This window comes from Massilia sp. P2_C2, from assembly GCF_056404615.1.
Map to the genome: position 1 here is coordinate 1 of NZ_JBFUDR010000473.1, position 3,356 is coordinate 3,356.

Below are 3,356 nucleotides of genomic sequence, written 5' to 3' on the forward strand. Positions count from 1 at the left end.
CGTCTTACGTGATCGGCAACATCATCGAGCAACCGGCAGCGAACTCGAACTCGACGATGCTGGCCTACGGCGAGGAAGGCGCGTCGAACATCGGCAGCAACCTGTACGTCATCAACAACACGTTCCTGAACGACTACGGCAGCGGCGGCACGTTCATGTTCGTCAGCACCAAGGTTCCGACCCCGGCCCTGGCCCAGAACAACATCTTTGCTGGCGTGGGCATGTTCAGCACCCAGACGTCGACGATCGACAAGACCAACTACCGTGCAGCCGCCCCGAGCTTCGTCAACCGCGCCGCGTACGACCTGCATCCGACCGGCACGCAGATGATCGACATGGGTTCGGACCCGGGTACGTCCCCGCAGGGCGTGTCGCTGGCACCGGTCGCGCAATATAAATCGACCGCGTCGGGCGAAGCACGTCCGGTGTCCGGCAAGCTCGACATCGGCGCGTATGAAGCGGCCACGACCACGACGACCAGCCCGACGCCGACGAGCCCGAGCCCGAGCCCGACCCCGACCCCGACCCCGACCACGTCGACGGTGACCTGGACGAAGTGCGCCAGCGAAGGCTATACCTGCTCGTTCACCGGCAAGCGCGAAGTCCGCTACGGCACGACCACGCTATACACGTCGAAAGTCCTGACCGGTCCGGTCAACTGCGGCAACGGCGTATTCGGCGACCCGGCACGCGGCTATGTGAAGTCCTGCTGGTACTCGAGCGTGACGCAGTAATCGCCCCTGTAACGAAAAAAGGCCGCGAGTCTCGCGGCCTTTTTACATTTTGCGACGTCGATGCGACTACGCGTTACCAGATGATCACGCGATCTTTCGGCGCCAGGTACATCTTGTCGCCCTGCTTGACCTTGAAGGCGTCGTAGAAGCCCGGCTGGTTGCGCAGTGTGCCATTGGCGCGGAACTGGCCCGGCGAGTGCGGGTCGGTCTTCACTTGCACGATCTGCTGCTGCTCCCGCATCTTCGTGCGCCACACCTGCGCCCAACCCATGTACAGGCGCTGTTCGCCGGTGRGGCCGTCGATCAACGGGGCCTTCTTGCCCTTCAGCGAGATCTTGTAGGCCTTGTAGGCGATGGCGAGACCCGAGTTGTCGGCGATGTTCTCGCCCAGCGTCAGTTCGCCGTTCACGTGGTAGCCCTCGATCGGCTCGAACTGGTTGTACTGGTTGACCAGCATCCTGGTCCTGGCCGCGAAGTTCTTGTGATCCGCTTCCGTCCACCAGTCGCGCAGGTTGCCGTCGCCGTCGTACTGCGAGCCCTGGTCGTCGAAGCCGTGGCTGATCTCGTGGCCGATCACGGCGCCGATGCCGCCGTAGTTCACGGCGTCATCCGCATCGGCGTCGAAGAACGGCGGCTGCAGGATCGCGGCCGGGAACACGATCTCGTTCATCTCCGGGTTGTAGTACGCGTTGATGGTCTGCGGCGTCATGCCCCACTCGTCGCGGTCGATCGGCTTGCCCAGCTTGTTCAGCTCGCGGTTGTACTCGACTTCGTGCGAACGCATCACGTTGCCCACCAGGTCGTCACGCGTCACGACGAGCGACGAGTAATCCTTCCACTTGTTCGGGTAGCCGATCTTCGGCGTGAACTTGGCCAGCTTGGCCTGCGCTTCCTTCCTGGTGGCCGGAGACATCCAGTCCAGCTTGTCGATGCTCTGTTTATAGGCGGCCAGCAGGTTCTTGACCAGCGCTTCCATGCGCGCCTTGCGCTCCGGCGGGAAGTACTCGGCCACGTACAGCTTGCCCAGCGACTCGCCCTGCGAGCGCTCGATCGCGCCCACGCCACGCTTCCAGCGCGGTTCCATTTCCTTCACGCCCGACAGGGTCTTGCCGTAGAAGTCGAAGCGCTCGTCGACGTAGGCTATGTTCAGGTAGTTCGCGTAGGCGTCCACCAGATGCATCGTCAGATAGGCCTTCCAGGTCTCCAGCGACGTCTTGTTCGAGATCTCGGCGAAGCCCTTCAGGTAGGTCGGCTGGCTGACGATCACATAGGTCGCCTTGCCGGCGATGCCGGTGGCGTGCAGGTAGCTGTTCCAGTCGTAGTCCGGGGCGATCTTGGCCATGTCGGCCAGCACCACCTTGTTGTAGGCCTTGATCGGGTCGCGCAGTTCGACCTTGGTCCACTGCACCTTCGCCAGTTCCGTCTCGAAGTCGACGATCGAGCGCGCATTGAAGACGGCGCTCTTGTCGCCGGCCATTGCCAGCACCTTCTCGACGTGGGCCAGGTACTTGGCCTTCGCGTCGGCCAGCTTGGCGTCGTCAGGCTTCAGGTAGTAATCGCGGTCGGGCATGCCCAGGCCGCTCTGGTAGATATCGGCGACGTATTTCGTCGAATCCTTGTTGTCCTGGTGGATGCCGAAGTCGTACGGCACGTTCACGCCGATCTTGCCCAGGTGCGCCAGCAGCGCGGGCAGTTCGGACTTGTCCTTCAGGGCGGCGATCTTCGCCAGTTCGCTACTCAAAGGCGTGATGCCCAGTTGCTCCAGCTTCGCTTCGTCCATGAAGCTGGCATAGTAATCGCCGATGCGCTGGGCGTCGGTACCCTTGGCCGGGTTGCCGGCGGCGGCTTTTTCGATGATGCCGCGCAGCTGCGGCAGCGTGTCGTCGCGCAGCTTGGCGAACGAGCCCCAGCTCGACTTGTCGGCCGGGATCTCGACCGTCTTCATCCACTTGCCGTTCAGGTAATCGTAGAAATCATCCTGCGGGCGCACGGCCGGATCGATGTATTCGGTGGCGATGCCGGCGGCCAGGGTCTGGCCCTTCTTGATGGCCGTGTTCTTGGCGGCGGCGCCTTCGGCCGCCTGGACGCCGTTGGCGAGCAGCGCCAGGGTCAGGGCGCTCAACAGGGTGTGCTTCTTCATCATCTCTTCATCTCCCTCGGGTTGTTATGGGTGGGATGGTGGGCCGGCGGGGGTACCGCCGTCCCTGATTATCGCTGATGGCGACGTGTTTGTTTCAGAAACGTTACCAGATGGTGACGCGCTGCGCCGGCGGCAGGTACATCTTGTCGCCTTCCTTCACGCCGAACGCCTCGTAGAACGCGGCCTGGTTGCGCAGCGTGCCGTTGGCGCGGAACTGGCCCGGCGAATGCGGATCGGTCTTCACCTGCACGATCTGCTGCGCCTCGCGCATCTTCGAGCGCCACACCTGGGCCCAGCCCATGAAGAAGCGCTGGTCGCCCGTGAGGCCGTCGATGACGGGCGCCGGCTTGCCGTGCAGCGAGATCTTGTACGCCTTGTATGCGATGGACAACCCGGAGTTGTCGCCGATGTTCTCGCCCAGCGTGAGGGCGCCGTTGACGTGGTAGCCCGGGATCGGCTCGAACGCGTCGTACTGCTTGACC

2 protein-coding genes and 1 pseudogene are annotated in these 3,356 nt (G+C 63.2%); 1 reads left to right on the forward strand and 2 read right to left on the reverse strand.

Annotation, left to right across the window (positions count from 1 at the left end; all coding sequences use genetic code 11):
• Positions 1-734: pseudogene (locus tag AC1DYX_RS29570) on the forward strand (hypothetical protein); the annotation flags it as partial.
• 73 nt (positions 735-807) lie between these two features.
• On the opposite strand, the gene AC1DYX_RS29575 reads toward AC1DYX_RS29570, so the two are convergent.
• Together AC1DYX_RS29575 and AC1DYX_RS29580 are read right to left on the reverse strand one after the other, a co-directional pair.
• Positions 808-2,874 carry a M13 family metallopeptidase gene (locus AC1DYX_RS29575; RefSeq protein ID WP_477265559.1) on the reverse strand — a complete coding sequence of 689 codons (2,067 nt, stop codon included), beginning with the start codon at positions 2,872-2,874 and terminating at the stop codon, positions 808-810.
• Between the two features lie 103 nt (positions 2,875-2,977).
• On the reverse strand, positions 2,978-3,356 hold a 379-nt coding region (locus tag AC1DYX_RS29580; protein WP_477265557.1), incomplete at its 5' end, for a M13-type metalloendopeptidase.